We start from the raw sequence: 14,736 nt of genomic DNA, 5'->3' as shown, positions 1-14,736 counted from the left end.
TAGGTCTAGGAGGCATCATGCCGGACAGCTCCGACTACGCCCGCGCCCTCGACACAGCGGAGAAGATGCTGGGGTTCCGGCTCGAGCAGTTCCTCACCGCAGGCGAGGGCGAGCCGTCGAACGCCGCCGACTTCAAGCAGATCGCCACCGAGCACGCGTTCGGTGACGCCTGGCCACGCAGCGAAATCCTGGACACCCGTATGCGGGCTCTGGTGTCCGTCACTATCACAGCCTCGCTAGGGATCCTCGAGCCGCTACGTGGCCAGCTGCGCATCGCCCTCAACAACGGGGTAACGCCCGAGGAGATCGTCGAGGCGTTCATTCAGATCGCCGTCTATGCGGGCGTGGCTCGTGCCTTCGACAGCTACACGATCGCCGCCCAGGTGTTCGCGGAGCGGGCACAGTCCCGGGTCGGAGATGCGGCACACGGCCGGTGACGACGGTTGCGACCTGCCCGGCCACCGGCAGGAGAAAGGGCCAGGGCATCTGATGTCGCCGCAAGAAGCGGAAGCCGCACCGCGCATCGGTTGGATACCCGCTCAGGAGCAACACGTGACGGAGTGCTTCAACCACCACATCGTCGGTTCACCGGCGACCGTCAAGGCAGGGTTGGAGGATCTCGCCGAGCGCCAACCCACCCCGCTGTCGTGGGCCGGACGCCGCTGGGCAGAATGCGGTGGCACCATGCCCTGCGAGCACCGTGGCCGTGACGGTGCGCGGGAGGGGGCGCGTCGTGGATCAGCGAGCGGTACGGGACCGGGCCGGTCGGGGCGTACGCGCCCTGGCCCGCCGACTGCTCGGCCGCCCCGGCGGAGAGGTTCCCTCGCCCCGCCGGTCCAATCCGGATGCCGTGGTCGACTGCGCCGTCTACGTCAAGGGTCGACGGGAGCCGGGACGGCCGCACTACGACGACGCGTACGCCCGTGCCCGGCGGGGCCGCGACGCCTTCGTCTGGCTCGGGCTGCACGAGCCGGGGCCGGCGGTGCTCGCCGCCGTGGGCCGTACCTTCGGCCTCGACGAGCTGACCGTCGAGCAGGCGCTCGCCGACGGGCACCGGCCCACCGTGCAGCGGCACGGGCCGGTCACCCTGCTGGTGCTGCGCACCGCCGGGTACGTGGAGCACGCCGAGCTGACCGACACCTCCGAGGTGATCGACACCGGCGACGTGATGGTGCTGCTCGGTGACCGGTTCGCCGTCACCGTGCGGCACGGTGCCGCCGGGGCCCTGCGCGACGTCCGCGCCGACATCGAGCGCCGACCGGAGCTGCTGGCCGCCGGCCCCTGGGCGGTGGCGTACGCGGTCTGTGCCCGCATGGTCGACACGTACCTGGAGGTTGCCGGGCACGTGGAGCGCGACCTGGAGCGGGTCGAGGAGGCGGTGTTCGCCCGCGACCGCTCGGTCGACATCCAGCACGTCTACCAGCTCAAGCGGGAGGTGGTGGAGTTCAAGCGGGCCGTGCTGCCCCTGCAGACGCCCGTGCGGATGCTGCTCGACCCGGGGGCCGACGGGCCGCCGCGCGCCCTGCACCGCTGGTTCGTGGACGTGGACGGTCGCCTGGCCCGGGCGGTGGACCGGGTGGCCGCATACGACGATCTACTCACCTCGATCGTCCAGTCCCGCCTAGCGCAGCTCGCCGTCGAGCAGAACAACGACATGCGCAAGATCGCCGCGTGGGCGGCCATCGCGGCCGCCCAGACCGGTATCGCCGGCCTCTACGGCATGAACTTCGACCACATGCCCGAGCTGGCCTGGCGCTACGGGTACGCCGGGGCGCTGGCCCTGATGGCGGCGGCGGCCCTCGCCCTGTACCGCCTGTTCCGCCGCTCCGGCTGGCTCTGACCCCTTCCCCCGCGATCTTGCACTTTCTGTCGCCGATACGCACCCTTTGCCGGCAATGCGGGGACAGTAAGTGCAAGATCGGCGCCCGGGTCGGGAGGGCGCGGAGCCTCTCCCGTCGGCCACCGTTCGGGCGGGGGCTAACCTCGCCCGCGTGATGTGGCAGCGGTACGTGGCGATCGGCGACAGCACCACCGAAGGGCTCGACGATCCGGACGGCGACGGCGGCTACCGGGGCTGGGCCGACCGGTTCGCCCTGGCGGTGGCGCGCGCCCAGGGCGGGCTGGAGTACGCGAACCTGGCCATCCGTGGCCGGACCACCGCCCGGATCCGCGCCGAACAGCTCCAGCCGGCCCTCGATCTCGCGCCCGACCTGGCCACCGTGGTCGCCGGCATGAACGACGTGCTGCGCCCCTCCTTCGACGCGGACCAGGTCGCCGAGGACGTCGCGGCGATGCAGCGGGCGCTCGTCGGGCAGGGTGCCACAGTCCTGACCTTCACCATGCCGGACCCGGCGCCGGTGATGCCGCTGGCCCGGCCGCTGCGGGGCCGGATGCTGGCGCTCAACGCGGCCCTGCGCGCGGCCACCGCGCAGACCGGGGCCACGCTGCTGGACCTGGGGGCCCATCCCGTCGCCTCGGATCCGCGGCTGTGGAGCGACGACCGGCTGCACGCCAACAGCGCCGGGCACGCGCGGATCGCCGCCGCGCTGGCGTACACCGCGGGGCTGCCCGGGTTCGACGACTCCTGGACGGCGCCGCTGCCGCCGGCGCCGCTGCGCCGTCGCGCCGAGGTGCTCGGCGCCGAGTTGGCCTGGGCCCGCCGGCACCTGCTGCCCTGGGTGGCCCGGCACCTGCGCGGCCGGTCGTCCGGGGACGACCGGGTCGCGAAACGGCCGGTGCCCCTGCCGGTGGCGCTGGACCGCTGACGGCCGGCCGCTCGGGTCGCCCGCCCGGCGGTGCGGCAGGATGGCGGGATGGGCAAGGGCAGGGGCGGCCGGCGGGCGAACGCGACGAGCGGACGGCTCTGCCCGTGCGGCTCCGGCCAGGCGTACGCCGACTGCTGCTCGCCGGTCCACGGCGGCACCGCCCAGGCGCCGACGGCCGAGGCGCTGATGCGTTCCCGGTTCAGCGCCTTCGCTCTCGGCGACGCCGCCTACCTGGTGCGCAGTTGGCACTCGTCGACCCGACCCGCCCGGCTGGAGCTGACCCCGGGGCAGCGGTGGACCCGCCTGGAGATCGTCGAGACCGAACGCGGGGGCCTGCTCGACGCCACCGGCACTGTGACGTTCCACGCCCACTACCGCGAGGCGGGCCGACCGGGCACGCTTACCGAACACAGCCGGTTCGTCCGCGAGGACGGCCGGTGGGTCTACCTCGACGGCGACCAGCCCTGACGGCTGCGCGGACGGCCGGTCGGGGCGTACGATGACGGCGGCGTGGTCCTGCGCCGCACCTCCCTCCCGGCGCTCACGCCGCCGGCCACGCGGAGGCAAAGGGGGCCCTGGAGCCCTCGGGACGTGGTGCCACATGCCCCACTCCGGCGGGGTCGGCGGGAGCGTGGGTCCCGGTGACCGTGCCGTTGACCGGGAGCATGTGATGACCGACCAGCGATCGTTCAAGACCCGGGTCCGCGCCCGGATGGCAAAGACCGGCGAAAGCTACACCACGGCCCGCCGGCAGCTGATCAACCGAGCCGCCGCGCCGGTGTCCACCGCCGCACAGACCGAACGGCCCGCCGGCGCGTCCTCGGCACCAGCCGCCGCCGCGCAGACCGAGCGGATCGCCGATGATCTCCTGCGCGACCGGACCGGCCGGGGCTGGGCGGACTGGTTCGCCGTGCTCGACGCCGCGTCCGCCGCCGAGCGGACACACACCGAGATCGCCCGTCACCTGACGGCCGGGCACGAGGTGCCGGGCTGGTGGGCGCAGACCATCACCGTCGGGTACGAGCAGGCACGCGGCCTGCGCTCGCCAGGCCAACGACGCGACGGCGGCTTCGAGGCCAGCGCCAGCCGGACGGTGGCGGCGCCGGCGGCGCGGTTGTTCGAGGCCGTCGCCGACGAGACGGTACGCGCCCGTTGGCTGCCCGACGTCGAGGTGCGGGTCCGCACCGCCACCGCGCCGCGCAGCTTCCGGGCCGACTGGGCCGGCGGTCCCACCCGCATCGTCGTCGGCTTCGACCCGGTCGGCGAGTCGAAGACGCGGGTCACCGTCCTGCACGAGAAGTTGATCGGAGCCGAGCAGGCCGCCGAGTTCAAGGCGTACTGGCGGGAACGGCTCACCGCGTTGAAGGTGCTGCTCGAGTCGAATGGAGACACCCGATGACCATGACCTTCGTCAACCTGCCGGTGCGTGACCTGACCGTCGCGACCGAGTTCTACCGGGCGCTCGGCTTCACCAGCGACCAGGCCACACCGGACGGGGACAGCATGATGATCACCGTCTCCGACACCACCCGGCTGATGCTGCACGTCCGCTCGGCCTTCGAGGGGTACACGCGGGTGCCCGTCACGGACCCGACGACCAGCCGGGAGGTCATCGTGGGCTTGTCGGCCGAGAGCCGCGAGCGGGTCGACGAGTTGGTCGACCGGGCGGTGGTGGCCGGCGGCGAGTCCCTCGGGGCGGGGATCACCAACGGGCCGATGTACATGCGCGGATTCCGTGACCTCGACGGCCACCAGTGGTCGTTCCTGCACCTCGCCGGCTGAGCGGGTCCCCGGCGGTGGCCACTGCGCCCGCCGCCGGGAACCCCGCCGTCACGGTGTCGGTCCGGGGTGTCGCCGGCGGGCCAGCAGCGCCAGCGCCACGACGACGTACGCCCCGGCCACCGCCGCGAACGCCACCGCGTTGCCGGCCGCCGTGGCGACGAGACCGTAACCGGCGTACGTCCCGATGATCAGCACGTCGGTGGCCATCCCGGCCAGTGAGGTGACGGTGGCCCGGCTGGTGCCGGTGATCCGGGCCTGCAACCGCGCGTCGGCCAGCACGGTGGCCAGCTGCGCGGCGCCGAACGCCACCGCGAGCAGCGCGAAGCCGGCCGGGTGCCGGACCAGCGCGCCCCCGGCCAGCGCGACGGCGACCAGGCCGAGCAGCGCGGCGTAACCCCGGCGGCCCAGCCGCTCTCCCGCCGGGGCGAGCAGCCCACCGACGGTCACGCCGGCCCACAGCAGCAGGAGCAGCAGCGGCACGGCCTGCGCGCCGACGCCGGTGTCCACGGCCAGCAGCGGCGTGTACTCGTCCAGCGCGCCCCAGTCGGCGGCCACCACAGCGACCAGCAGCACGGCCGCCCGCACGGGGGGCCGTGTGCGGACCTGCGTCACACCGGCCCGCAGCGTGCCCCACCAGGTCAGGTCGCCGTCGTCGTCAGGTGTCGCCGGATCGGGCGCGTGGCCGCCGGGCAGCACGGCGACGGGCAGCAGGGCGTCGGGCGCGTGGCCGCCGGGCGGCACGGCGACGGGCGGCGTGGCCGGCGGCGGGTCGTGCGCGGGGTGCGACGGTGCCGGGCCGGGCGGCGTGCGGTGCTCGGGGAACCGGGCCGCGACGGCGGCGGCGAGCAGGCAGGCGAGCACGCTGGCCGCGCCGACCGCCGGGTACCCGCCGACGGCGAGCACCGGGCCGGCGAGCACCCCGGTGACCACCACGCCCAGCACACCCGCCGTCCGGGCCCGACCGAGCACCCGGGCGTACCGACCGACGGCGCCGAGCCGGTCCAGTTCGGTCCAGACCAGCGCCTCCAGGGCGCCGGACACCAGCGCCCCGCCAGCGCCCCACAACAGGAACCCGACCGCGAAGGCCGGGTACGACGGGAGCAGCACCCACAGCGCGTAGCCGGCCGCGGTCACCAGCGGGGCGAGGCACAGCAGCAGCCGACGCGACACCACGTCGGCCCACGCGCCGGACGGCACCTCGAACAGGATGCCGGCGGCCGACCAGATGACGAACAGGGACGAGATCTGCCCCACCGACAGGCCGGTGTCGGCGAAGAGCACCACGTACAGCGGGTAGAGCAGGACGAGGTCACTGAGGAACGCGTACGCGTAGAGGGTCACCGACAGCCGGCGGACCGCCGGGTCGGGCACGCGCGAGGCGAGGTGGATCATGGGGCCTTCCCGTGGGAGTGGAGACGGACACCGGACGTGCGGTGCCCGTGGCGGTCCACGGGTGCGGCCGAAGGCGTTGGATCAATGTCGCCAGGTCATGCCGGCGATGGTAGACCGGCGTGACGGTGCCGGCCAGCGCTTTCGGCGTCCGGCGCGCGACGTGAGCGGGGCGGGATCCGCGTGGATCCCGCCCCGTCGTCCCGCCGAGGGTCAGCGCCGGTGGGGATCCACCGGCGGGATGACCGTCGTGGTCTCGCTGTCGTCGCTGGTGCGCTGGCCCGGAACCCCGCCGCTGATCACCTGGGTCGTGTCGGCGTCGCGGTGGGGATCCACGACCTGCGTGGTGTCCGGGTCGCTCGGGCGGGCGACCACCTGCGTGGTGTCGTCGGTCGACGGCCGCACCACCTGCGTCGCGTCCGCGTCCGTGTCGGAGGGGCGGGTCACCACCTGCGTGGCCTCCGGGTCGGAGGGCCGCGTCGTCACCTGGGTCGCGTCCACGTCGGCGGGACGGGTCACCACCTGCGTGGCCTCCGGGTCGGACGGCCGCGTCGTCACCTGGGTCGCGTCCGCGTCGGCGCGGGCGGCCGTCGCACGGGCCAGTTCGGCCTCGGCGTCGCGGCGACTGGCCCGGTAGGCGCGGGTGTGCGTGGCGATCAGCTGCGACTCCTGCTCGGCGCGGGTCAGCCACGCCTCCCAGCGACTCTGCATCGGACGGATCAGGCCGCCACCGACGCCGACGACGAGGATGCCGCCCACAGTGGCCAGCACCGCGATCAGCACCGGGGTGGTGACCGCGGTGGCCACACCGATCTGGTTCAGCGCCGCGATGACGCCCAGGCCGAGGATGAACACCGAGGCGGTACCGGCCAGCACCCGACCGTACGAGAGCCCGCCCAGCGCCCCGCTGATGATGTCCTTGACAGCGTTGGCGATGGCGGCGGCGACTACGACGATGACGATCGCGACGAAGGCGCGGGGCAACCACGCGACCACGGCCGTGATCAGGTCGGAGATCGGGTTGGGCCCCCAGATGCCGAAGGCGAGTTGCAGGGTGAGCAGCAGCACCGCGTAGTAGACGAGCTTCGCGACGATGTCGCTGGCGTCGTACCGGGAGCGGCTCAGGGCCCGGCGGATGCCGCCGCGCTCGACGGCGCGGTCGAAGCCCACGCGTTCGAGGACCTTCTCCACGATTTTCAGTACGGCCTTGGCGATCAGCCAACCGGCCACCAGGATCGCCAGGAAGGCGACGGCCTTGGGCAGGAAGAGCATCACCGAGCGAAGGGCGTCGCCCACCGCGTCGCTGACGTTGTCACTCATAGGGTCGTTCCTCCATGCGGAGCAGCCGGGATGGTAGGTCCCCGACCTACCCCCACCAGCGGTCGGGGAAACGCCGCTCCCGCTGCGCAGGGTCTAGCGCACGGACGAGTCTTGGCAATATTCTCCGGAGTGCGTGCGGCCACTGGAGCTACTTTTCATCCCCCCGCCGTCGGCCGCAGGAGGAGATGTCATGCACGTCGACCATTCCGAAGTGGACCGCCGAACGCTGCTGCGTGCCGGTCTCGGCGCGGCCACGGTCGCCGTCGTCGGAAGCGAACTCGCCTTTTCGGGCGCGGCGCAGGCCGCTCCCGGCACCGACCTGGACTGGATCATCAGCTGCGACGAGTGGGCCGCCCGCCCGCCGAAGGACTTGCTGTCGGTCAGCGCCATCCCCACCAACAAGATCATCGTGCATCACATGGCGTTCCCGAACGTCACCGACTACTCCCGCGAGCAGGCGGTCAAGCTGGCCCACGACTGCCAGGACCTGCACATGGACGGCAACGGCTGGTCGGACACCGGCCAGCACTTCACGGTGAGCCGCGGCGGCTACGTGCTGGAGGGCCGCCGGGGCAGCCTGGAACGCCTCGAAGCGGGCGACCGCCAGATGATCTCGGCGCACTGCCCGGGCGAGAACGGCCGGGCCATCGGCATCGAGAACGAGGGCACCTACGTCACCGAAACCCCGCCGGAGGCGCTGACCGACTCGCTGGTCAAGCTCTGCGTCGCGATCTGCCGGCAGTACGGGCTGCACGCGTTCGACATCTTCGGCCACTGGGACTTCCGCACCACCGAGTGCCCGGGCGCGGCGTTCTACCGGCAGTTCCCGGACCTGCGGCGGCGGGTCCACGCGGCCCTCGGCACCAAGCTGGGCGACGTGCCGGCCCGCCGCTGGCCGGACCTGTGGCGGTTCGTCAACTCGCCGTCGGTCCGGGTGGTGCAGCACCTGCTGGCCTACCGGGGCTACGCCGTGACGGTCAGCGGCACGTTCGACGCCGCGACCGTGGCCGCCGTGCAGGACTGGCAGGCCCGCAATGGCATCGCCGTGGACGTGGACGCCACGCTCACCACGCCGACCTGGGAGACCCTCGCGCCGGAGCTGGACCAGCACGCCGCCGGAGCGCCGGTCACGGCCGTGCAGGAGATCCTCGCGACCAAGGGGTACGCGGTCACCGTCACCGGGGCGTACGACCACGCCACCCGCGGGGCCGTGCAGGACCTGCAGGCGCTGCACGGCCTGCCCCGCAACGGCAAGCTCAGCACGAGCACGTGGTGCGCGATCGTCGGCGGCACGGTCCGTCAGTCGTTCATGCACCACTGACCCTGGGTCGGAGGCGGCACCTGGTGATCCCCGTGCCGCCTCCACCGCGGGGCGCACGCTGGCCACCAGCGCGCACCCGGGGCCTGAGCAGCGCATTGTCGGCGACGTGCCGGTTTGGCCGAGGGCTCAGGCGGAAAGGTTGCCCGGCATGACTTGGGCCCGTCGAGCCGTACCCGCCGTAGCCGCCGCCGTCGCGGCGCTCGCCGCGCGGGATCTGATCCAGCGTGACCACGCGCTGCTGCGCAACTTCCCGGTGCTCGGCCGAGCCCGGTACCTGCTGGAGGCCATCGGGCCGGAGCTTCGGCAGTACATCGTGGCTGGCAACAACGAGGAACGCCCGTTCACCCGCGACCAGCGTCGCTGGGTGTACGCGTCGGCGAAGCAGGAGAACAACTACTTCGGCTTCGGCACGGACAACGACATCGAGCACACGCCCGGCTACCCGATCATCAAGCACCGCACGTTCGGCCGGGCCGTGCCGCCGTCGTCGCCGACAGCCGGGCACGACGTCCAGCTGCCGTGCGCGAAGGTGCTGGGCGCGGCGCGGGACCGGGCACGCGCGTTCCGACCGGAGTCGGTGGTCAACATCTCCGGGATGAGCTTCGGCTCGCTTTCGGGCAACGCCATCACCGCCCTGAACAAGGGGGCAGCTCTCGCCGGGTGCCTGCAGAACACCGGCGAGGGTGGCCTGTCGCCGTACCACCGCAACGGTGGGGAGCTGATCTTCCAACTCGGCACGGCGTACTTCGGCTGCCGCGACGAGCACGGCCGCTTCAGCCTCGACCGGCTGAAGGACCTGGTCGCCGGCGCCCCCGTCCGGGCGTTGGAGATCAAGCTGAGCCAGGGCGCCAAGCCGAGCCTCGGCGGCCTGCTGCCCGGGGCGAAGGTGTCCGCCGAGATCGCCGCCACCCGGGGCATCCCAGCCGGGCAGGACTGCGTGAGCCCGTCGCGGCACGCCGAGTTTTCCGACTGTGACAGCCTGCTCGACTGGGTGGAGCTGCTGGCCGCCGAGACCGGCCTGCCCGTCGGCATCAAGTCGGCGGTCGGCGACCTCACCTTCTGGGAGGAACTGGCCAGCCTGATGCGGGACACCGGTCGGGGCGTCGACTTCGTCACTGTCGACGGCGGCGAGGGCGGCACCGGCGCCGCGCCGCTGATCTTCACCGACTCGGTGTCGCTCCCGTTCCAGCACGGCTTCTCCCGGGTGTACAAGGTCTTCGCCGAACACGACCTGCACGAGCAGGTGGTGTTCATCGGCAGCGGCAAGCTCGGCCTTCCGGACAACGCCATCGTGGCGTTCGCGCTCGGCTGCGACATGGTCAACGTGGGTCGGGAGGCGATGCTGTCGATCGGCTGCATCCAGGCGCAGAAGTGCCACACCGACACCTGCCCCACCGGGGTGGCGACGCAGAACGCGTGGCTGGCCCGGGGCCTCGACCCGACGCTCAAGTCCGTCCGGGCGGCCAACTACCTGCGGACCCTGCGCCGGGACCTGACCAAGGTCGCCGAGGCGTGCGGCGTCGAACACCCCGGCCTGATCGGCACGGACGCCGTGGAGATCCTGGACGGCCGCACCGGCTCGGCCCCACTGCACGAGGTGTACGGCTACCAACCGCACTGGGGCATGCCCTCGCCGGCCGACCAGAAGGAGATCATCCGGCTGATGACCCCGGAGTCGCCCCGGGGTGGCAGCGCCCCTCCGTCGGCGACCGCCATGGGCTGAGGGCGGCGGCCCTGGACGACGGCTCTGGATGGCGGCTCAGGACGGCGGCTCAGGGCGACGGGCCGTGGGCGACGGGCCGTGGGCGACGGGCCGTGGGCGACGGGCCGTGGGCGACGGGCCGTGGGCGACGGGCCGTGGGCGACGGGCCGTGGGCGACGGGTCAGGGCGACGGAGCAGACGCGGCCTCTGCTCTGGGCGGCCATGACTCCGACGAGCGGCATTCCTGTGCGTCATATTTATGACTCACAGGAATACCGCTCTTCCGCATCATGTCGACCGGCCGCCGTAACGAGCCGCGCGGCGTCGCGCGCGGCGCCTCACGAGCCGGGCGGAGCGGGGCCGCGCAGGTCGCGTGCCTCGCCCCCGGAGCGGAGCGAGGCGGGGCCGCGCGCGTCGCCCCCGGAGCGGGAGGCGGCGGGGCCGCGGGGGCCGCCTCGGAACGGGACGCGGCGGGGTGCGGCGGGGCGTGCGGTGCGGGGGCGATGTCGCGTCGGCTGGCACGACGGTCGCGGGGCCGGGCAGGTCCGGCATCGACGGGTCGGGGCATCCGTCATCGGCGGTCGTCGACCGATAACTCCTGGAGCCGCTGCCGGCGACACCCGTATCGTGGCGCGGTGCTGATCAGACGTGAAACCCCCACCGACGTCGACGCCATCCGCGCGGTGCATGCCGCCGCCTTCGCCAAGACCACGAACGACACATCCCAAGTGGATGCGACGCCAGTCGACGCACCGAAGGTCGACACACCGCCGGTCGAGGCGACGCTTGTCGACGCGCTGCGGACCGACGAGGGTTGGCTGCCCGCGTACTCCCTGGTGGCGGTCGATTCGGACGGCCTGGTGGTGGGGCACGTGGTGGCCACCCGCGGGCGGGTGGCCGGTGAGCCGGTCGCGTTGGGCCTGGGGCCGCTCGGCGTGCTTCCCGCGTGGCAGCGTCGCGGCGTCGGCACGGCGTTGATGCACGCGGTGCTCGGCGCGGCCGACGCCCGAGACGAACCGCTCGTGGTGCTGCTCGGGCATCCCGGCTACTACCCACGGTTCGGCTTCCGGCCTGCCGTCGAGCTGGGCGTCACACCGCCACAGCCGTGGGGTCCGCAGTACTTCATGGCTCGGCCGCTGACCGCGTGGCGCGAGACCATCCGGGGCGAGTTCCGCTACGCCAGCCCCTTCGACGACCTGTGAACCCACCGCGCATCCGCCGCCGGCGAGCCGCCGACCTCGACGGCTGCGTCGCGGCGCTCGCCGACGTCCACCGGGTCGACAGCTATCCGCTGAACTGGCCGGCCGACCCGCACCGCTGGCTGCGCGAGCCGCACCCGGCGCGCGCCTGGGTCGCCGTCGACGCCGCTGGAACGATCGTCGGACACGTCGCGGTGCACCGCCTGCCCGACCCGGCGGACGAGCCGCACCCCGAGCCGGCGGCCAAGGTGGCCCGCCTGTTCGTGGCGCCGGCCGCCCGCGGGCTGGCGCTGGGCAGCGCTCTGCTGGCCCGGGCCCGGCGCTGGGCGGACGCGCGCGGGGTGCGTCTGGTGCTCGACGTGGTCGCCGACGGCGCCGCGGCCGTCGCCCTCTACGAGCGCACCGGCTGGCGGTGCACGGGCACGAGCACGGCATCGTGGGCCGCCCCGGACGGCAGCCCGGTGTCGTTGCGGCGTTACACGGTGGGCTCCGACGCCGGCCCGGCCAGCGCCGCCAGGCGGCGGGCGAGCCGGGCGGCGGCCTCGCGCAGTTCGACGGGCTCCAGCACCTCCACCTCGTAACTCAGGCGGGCGATGTGCGCGGCGAGCCAGTCCAGGCTGTCGCCGCCGACGACGAGCACGCACCACCCGTCGCGGTCGGCCTCCACGCGCCCCACCTGCGGCGGCACCACCTCCCGCACGCGTTCGGGCGGAGCGTGCACCCGCACCCGGGCGAGATGCCGGTAGGGCGCGTCGGTCACCGACCGCTGCACGAAGGCGATCGGATCCGGATGTTCGCGCGCCGCAAAGCGCCAGGTCGTCGCCACAGTGGCCCGCATCCGGTCCAGGCGGAACGTCCGCCAGTCGTCACGATCGACGTCCCAGGCCATCAGGTACCAACGACGGCCGGTGGTGACCATCCGGACCGGCTCGACCGTCCGCTCCCGTTCACCGCCGTCGCGTCCGGCGTAGCGGAACCGCACCCGCACCGCGTCCCGACAGGCCCGGGCGAGGGTCACCAGCAGCTCCGCGTCGATCTCGACCACCGGGCCGATGAGCGTCTCCGTCCAGCCGTGCACCGCCCGCACCTCGGCGCGCAGCCGCGCCGGCATCACCTGGTCCAGTTTCGTGAGTGCCCGCAGGGCCGCCTCGCCCGCCCCGGCGACAGTGCCTCCCGACGCCAGTCGCAGGGAGACCGCCGTGGCGATCGCCTCCTCGTCGTCCAGGAGCAGCGGCGGCAGCCGGGTGCCCGCGCCGAGCCGGTAGCCGCCGCCGACGCCAAACGAAGCCTGGACGGGATACCCGAGGGCGCGCAGGCGTTGCACGTCGCGGCGCACACAGCGGTCGGTGACACCCAGCTCGGCGGCGAGCTCGGTGGCCGTCCACGACGGCCGCCGCTGCAACAGGGCCAGCGTCCGCAGCACCCGCTCCGTCGTCGCCTCCACAGTCACCCGCCGATCGTTGCACGAATAGCGGAACGACCCTGTCCGCCATCAGCGAGAGGGTGGCGGCATGACCAGCCAGACCAGGAAAGAGGGAGCTGTCATGGCCCGCGAGGTGCAGATAACGTTCGACGCCGCCGACCCGGCCAGCCTGGCGGCGTTCTGGGCCGCGGCCCTCGACTACGAGTTGCAGGGACCGCCCGGCGACTTCGACTCGTGGGACGCCGCGCTGGACGCGATGGGTGTGCCGCCGGAGCGGCGCAACGACGCGTCGGCGGTGGTCGATCCCAAGGGCGCGGGGCCGCGCCTGTTCTTCCAGCGCGTGCCGGAGGGCAAGCAGGCCAAGAATCGCGTACACCTCGATGTGCGGGCCGCCCCCGGGCTCACGGGTGACGAGCGGATGGCGGCCCTGGAGGCGGAGGCCGAACGGCTCGTCGCCCGCGGCGCCACCCGCCTCGCACGGCACGAACCCGCTCCCCCGCTCGGCGCCGGTCACCTCGTGCTCGCCGACCCCGAGGGCAACGAGTTCTGCCTCGACTGATCGCGCGTTCCCCCAGCTCACCGCCGCGATCACCGGACGTCGTGCGAACATGTGTACGTGTCGAGCGGCGCCCACATCCTGCACGCCGACCTGGACGCCTTCTACGCGTCGGTCGAGCAGCGCGACGACCCGCGCCTGCGAGGGCGGCCGGTGATCGTCGGCGGTGGTGTGGTGCTCGCCGCCAGCTACGAGGCGAAGGCGCGGGGCGTCCGCAGCGCGATGGGTGGCCAGCAGGCCCGCAGGCTGTGCCCGGACGCGATAGTGGTGCCGCCCCGGATGGCGGCGTACACGCAGGCCAGCCGGGCGGTGTTCGAGATCTTCCGGCAGACCACCCCGCTGGTCGAAGGGCTCTCCATCGACGAGGCGTTCCTGGACGTGGGCGGTCTGCGGCGGCTCGTCGGCGCACCGGCCGACATCGCCGAGCGGCTGCGCCGGGAGGTCCGCGACCGGGTCCACCTGCCGATCACGGTGGGCGTGGCCCGGACGAAGTTCCTGGCGAAGGTGGCCAGCGGGGTGGCGAAACCGGACGGGCTGCTGGTCGTCGCGCCCGACGCCGAGGTGGAGTTCCTGCACCCGCTGCCGGTGGAACGGCTGTGGGGCGTCGGCCCGGTCACGGCGGCGAAACTGCGGGAGCGCCGGATCCGTACCGTCGGGGAGGTGGCCCGGCTCGGCGAGGCCGCGCTGGTGTCCCTGCTCGGGGCGGGCGCCGGCCGGCATCTGCACGCCCTGGCCCACAACCGGGACCCCCGGTCGGTGCAGGTGGGCCGCCGCCGGGGCTCGATGGGCGCGCAGCACGCGTTGAGTCGTACGCCGCACGCCCCCGCCGAGCTGGACGCCATCCTGGCGGGCCTGGTCGACCGGGTCAGCCGGCGGATGCGGGCGGCCGGGCGGTCCGGGCGCACGGTGGTGCTGCGGCTGCGCTTCGGCGACTACACCCGGGCCACCCGCTCGCACACCGTCGGCAAGGCGACCGCGGACACCACGGCGCTGCTGGGCGCCGCGCGGGCGTTGCTGCGGGCCGCGCTGCCGGAGATCGAGCGCCGCGGAGCCACCCTGATCGGCGTCTCGGTCGGCAACCTCGACGACAACCCGGTGCAGCCGGAGCTGCCCTTCGACGTCGACACCGCGGCCGACCTGGACGCCGCGGTGGACGCGGTACGCGACCGGTTCGGCTCGGCGGCACTCACCCGGGCGGTACTCCTCGGCCGGGACCCGGGTGTCGAGATGCCGCTATTGCCGGACTGAGCCCCGTGTGGGGGGCCGGCCAGCTGCGACC

The 14,736-nt window shown here is 73.6% G+C and carries 15 protein-coding genes; 12 read left to right on the top strand and 3 right to left on the bottom strand.

The window, feature by feature from the left end; genetic code table 11:
* Nucleotides 1-17: 17 nt before the first annotated feature.
* The 6 genes from AB0B97_RS02175 to AB0B97_RS02150 all read left to right on the top strand — a co-directional run bounded on the left by AB0B97_RS02175 (nt 18) and on the right by AB0B97_RS02150 (nt 4,547).
* Nucleotides 18-437, top strand: coding sequence for a carboxymuconolactone decarboxylase family protein (locus tag AB0B97_RS02175; protein WP_357489920.1), 420 nt, complete (start codon nt 18-20; stop codon nt 435-437).
* A gap of 296 nt (nt 438-733) precedes the next feature.
* Nucleotides 734-1,840 carry a magnesium and cobalt transport protein CorA gene (locus AB0B97_RS02170; RefSeq protein WP_357489918.1) on the top strand — a complete coding sequence of 369 codons (1,107 nt, stop codon included), beginning with the start codon at nt 734-736 and terminating at the stop codon, nt 1,838-1,840.
* 154 nt (nt 1,841-1,994) lie between these two features.
* Nucleotides 1,995-2,765: an SGNH/GDSL hydrolase family protein gene (locus AB0B97_RS02165; protein ID WP_357490593.1), complete on the top strand. Its 771-nt coding sequence runs from the start codon at nt 1,995-1,997 to the stop codon at nt 2,763-2,765.
* Nucleotides 2,766-2,813: 48 nt separating this feature from the next.
* Nucleotides 2,814-3,233 (top strand): YchJ family protein, encoded by a 420-nt coding sequence (locus tag AB0B97_RS02160; RefSeq protein ID WP_357489916.1) that lies wholly within the window; start codon nt 2,814-2,816, stop codon nt 3,231-3,233.
* 202 nt (nt 3,234-3,435) lie between these two features.
* Nucleotides 3,436-4,164 carry a hypothetical protein gene (locus AB0B97_RS02155; protein WP_357489914.1) on the top strand — a complete coding sequence of 243 codons (729 nt, stop codon included), beginning with the start codon at nt 3,436-3,438 and terminating at the stop codon, nt 4,162-4,164.
* Nucleotides 4,161-4,547, top strand: coding sequence for a VOC family protein (locus tag AB0B97_RS02150; protein WP_234591605.1), 387 nt, complete (start codon nt 4,161-4,163; stop codon nt 4,545-4,547). Before AB0B97_RS02155 ends, AB0B97_RS02150 begins: the two co-directional genes overlap by 4 nt.
* 48 nt (nt 4,548-4,595) lie before the next feature.
* Here the strand turns inward: AB0B97_RS02150 and AB0B97_RS02145 are convergent, their stop codons facing one another.
* Together AB0B97_RS02145 and AB0B97_RS02140 are read right to left on the bottom strand one after the other, a co-directional pair.
* Nucleotides 4,596-5,939: an MFS transporter gene (locus AB0B97_RS02145; protein ID WP_357489911.1), complete on the bottom strand. Its 1,344-nt coding sequence runs from the start codon at nt 5,937-5,939 to the stop codon at nt 4,596-4,598.
* A gap of 210 nt (nt 5,940-6,149) precedes the next feature.
* The gene (locus AB0B97_RS02140) at nt 6,150-7,256 is read right to left on the bottom strand and encodes a hypothetical protein (RefSeq protein WP_357489909.1); all 1,107 of its coding nucleotides are present in this window, start codon (nt 7,254-7,256) and stop codon (nt 6,150-6,152) included.
* 211 nt (nt 7,257-7,467) lie between these two features.
* Between AB0B97_RS02140 and AB0B97_RS02135 the strand changes: the two genes are divergently transcribed.
* The 4 genes from AB0B97_RS02135 to AB0B97_RS02120 all read left to right on the top strand — a co-directional run bounded on the left by AB0B97_RS02135 (nt 7,468) and on the right by AB0B97_RS02120 (nt 12,059).
* On the top strand, nt 7,468-8,577 hold the full coding sequence (locus AB0B97_RS02135; protein WP_357489907.1) for an N-acetylmuramoyl-L-alanine amidase: 1,110 nt from the start codon (nt 7,468-7,470) through the stop codon (nt 8,575-8,577).
* A gap of 148 nt (nt 8,578-8,725) precedes the next feature.
* Entirely contained in the window at nt 8,726-10,300 is a 1,575-nt protein-coding gene (locus tag AB0B97_RS02130) for an FMN-binding glutamate synthase family protein (protein WP_357489905.1), read from the top strand.
* Between the two features lie 614 nt (nt 10,301-10,914).
* On the top strand, nt 10,915-11,481 hold the full coding sequence (locus tag AB0B97_RS02125; RefSeq protein WP_357489903.1) for an N-acetyltransferase: 567 nt from the start codon (nt 10,915-10,917) through the stop codon (nt 11,479-11,481).
* Nucleotides 11,478-12,059: a GNAT family N-acetyltransferase gene (locus tag AB0B97_RS02120; RefSeq protein WP_357489901.1), complete on the top strand. Its 582-nt coding sequence runs from the start codon at nt 11,478-11,480 to the stop codon at nt 12,057-12,059. Before AB0B97_RS02125 ends, AB0B97_RS02120 begins: the two co-directional genes overlap by 4 nt.
* Here the strand turns inward: AB0B97_RS02120 and AB0B97_RS02115 are convergent.
* Nucleotides 11,954-12,928 carry a YafY family protein gene (locus AB0B97_RS02115; RefSeq protein ID WP_357489899.1) on the bottom strand — a complete coding sequence of 325 codons (975 nt, stop codon included), beginning with the start codon at nt 12,926-12,928 and terminating at the stop codon, nt 11,954-11,956. The genes AB0B97_RS02120 and AB0B97_RS02115 overlap by 106 nt on opposite strands.
* A gap of 94 nt (nt 12,929-13,022) precedes the next feature.
* On the opposite strand from AB0B97_RS02115, the gene AB0B97_RS02110 reads away from it, so the two are divergent.
* Both AB0B97_RS02110 and dinB read left to right on the top strand, forming a co-directional pair.
* Nucleotides 13,023-13,460, top strand: coding sequence for a VOC family protein (locus tag AB0B97_RS02110; RefSeq protein WP_234589190.1), 438 nt, complete (start codon nt 13,023-13,025; stop codon nt 13,458-13,460).
* Between the two features lie 57 nt (nt 13,461-13,517).
* Nucleotides 13,518-14,705, top strand: a complete 1,188-nt coding sequence (gene dinB, locus AB0B97_RS02105) for a DNA polymerase IV (protein WP_357489897.1) — start codon at nt 13,518-13,520, stop codon at nt 14,703-14,705.
* The last annotated feature ends 31 nt before the right edge of the window (nt 14,706-14,736 follow it).

The sequence above is a fragment of the Micromonospora sp. NPDC049004 genome (assembly GCF_040649315.1).
Classification (GTDB): Bacteria; Actinomycetota; Actinomycetes; order Mycobacteriales; family Micromonosporaceae; genus Micromonospora.
This window is presented reverse-complemented; position numbering and strand designations above follow the sequence as displayed.